The sequence below is a fragment of the Rhodoluna sp. genome, from assembly GCF_049276775.1.
In the GTDB taxonomy this organism is placed as follows: Bacteria; Actinomycetota; Actinomycetes; order Actinomycetales; family Microbacteriaceae; genus Rhodoluna.
This window is the reverse complement of the sequence record NZ_JBASXC010000041.1, coordinates 1-1,891: the sequence shown is the minus strand read 5'-3', so window position 1 is coordinate 1,891 and position 1,891 is coordinate 1. Positions and strand designations below refer to the sequence as shown.

Below are 1,891 nucleotides of genomic sequence, written 5' to 3'. Positions count from 1 at the left end.
CCCCATCGTCGGGCGATTCGAGGTGTCAATCAAGGGCCCGTTCGGGCGTGGTGTGCTGCGCAACGTCGCGCTTGTCGAGGGTCTAAAGGTCGACCCCGATCGTCCCTGGCGGTCTCTCTCAGCCTCGGGGCTCAAACCGCTGACGCTCACCATTTCCGGTGACGGGCTCTCGTGCGAGCCCGCGTTACTGGACTTCGGGTCGGATACGTCTGTGCTCCCCGCCATCATCCACTCTCATGGGCGTACAGCTCGATTCACCGCCTCGCCACCCGCCATGGCTGTCGCGACGCTTCGCTCCGGTGTTGCCAGTCGCTGGTCATTCGGGCTCGTCCGTATTCACCTCGAGGACGTCGCCGATTTTCAGTTGCTCGTAAAGATTCAGCCCGACACCACACCCAGTGATCTGCAGATTCGAGCGGGGGGTGAGATCGTCCAGTTGGTTTCACCAGAGACCAAGTCTGGTTTAGGTTACGCCAACTATGCGCTAGACGTCATCTCAGACACTGCCCGCGCTCACAGCGGATGTGATCTCTTCATCGTCTTCGCCGGTTCGGCAATTCGCGTCGCTCGCGTAGAACCGAAACTCATTGCCTCTGGGGCGACAGCGACAGACTCCAGCATCACTCTGACTAACTTCACCGGCGGTGATGTTGATGTTCGCGTGTGGAGCCTCTTCGCACCCTGGATCCCTGCCGCGTGTGGCGCGGTCGATCCTGAAGGAACGTTTGAGTTGCCTGACGAGATGGCTGCTCAGGGGCCATTCGCCATCACTTGGCAACGTTCCGATCCGTGGATACCCTGCGAATGGCCCTGGATGCCACGTCATTTTGAATGCACCGTCGTCCAGCCGACTTCGTCTATGTTCCGCTATTCAGACCCTTCCGGATTTCTTGCCGGGGAAATTGAGTCAGCTCCCGAGGTCAATCAGCGTGACGCCTGGGCAATTCACGCGATGGCCTCTGGCCTTCCACGAGAATACAATTGGGAGTCGGTGCAAGTCATCACCGCCTGTCTGCGCCGCGACCCCGATAATGCTATGCGTTGCCTAATCGATCTGCCCGTCTCAATTGGTGACCGATTGAATCTGCTGATTCGCTCCGGTGTTCTCTGGGCTAGGTCATCCTCCACTGCCACCTCTCTCGCGGAAGATTCCGCGAACCTTCTGCGGTCTGAACAACTCATTGGCCCACTGCTCGTTCTTTCACCACTCGTTGCCCAGTCCGAGGTCGAGCATGCCGCCGATTGCTGGCGAATGCTTCGGGACCTATATGGCAACGAGATCGTGTCAATCCTGCTTGGCGACGGTGACCCCTCGATCAAGGGCGGGAGCTTCGCCGATGCAAAGCGGCTAGATAATCTCGACCTGGGCCAGCAGCAGGAGATCATCACTCGCTTGCGCCTGGTGCCGCGTGCACTTCTCGATATCGACTCACGGGCATCCGCAGCACTTGCCCTTTTCCAACAACGGGAACACCGCGAGCTTGTGACTGTGGGTCGCGACGGCCGTGAGCGCCTCAAATTCCAATCCGCGATCCTGCGTGACTGGAAGTGGGATTCGGCTCTCGCGCTACTTCAGGCGCGGGCCGACGACCAGGACCGTGGTGGCTGGCTTTCCTTGAGCGCCCAGTCGGCCGCATTTGCACTGGTCGCTCGGCTTGCCGCGCAGGGTGACGAGCATGCCAAGATGCACCTCGATGCCAATTTCCGCCACTGGCTGGCGCTTGCTCAATTCGCACCCCAGATCGTCTCCACCGATCTCGTGCTCGCTGAGGCAATGGCCCTTGCGGCTTTCGCCACTACCCCGAGCGTCAATCCTTTCAATACCGACACCTATGAAAGCGAATCCGAGTGACCGAGCTATTCGATCCGATCTCAGCCAGTAGTTCCATCA

2 protein-coding genes are annotated in these 1,891 nt (G+C 59.5%); one reads left to right on the top strand and one right to left on the bottom strand.

Translation table 11 applies throughout. From position 1 onward, the window contains the following. A partial coding sequence (locus WAO31_RS03245) for a hypothetical protein (RefSeq protein WP_509590206.1) occupies positions 1-225 on the bottom strand: 225 nt, incomplete at its 3' end. Positions 226-274: 49 nt separating this feature from the next. Between WAO31_RS03245 and WAO31_RS03240 the strand changes: the two genes are divergently transcribed. Then, on the top strand, positions 275-1,852 hold the full coding sequence (locus tag WAO31_RS03240; protein ID WP_509590204.1) for a hypothetical protein: 1,578 nt from the start codon (positions 275-277) through the stop codon (positions 1,850-1,852). Positions 1,853-1,891 lie beyond the last annotated feature (39 nt).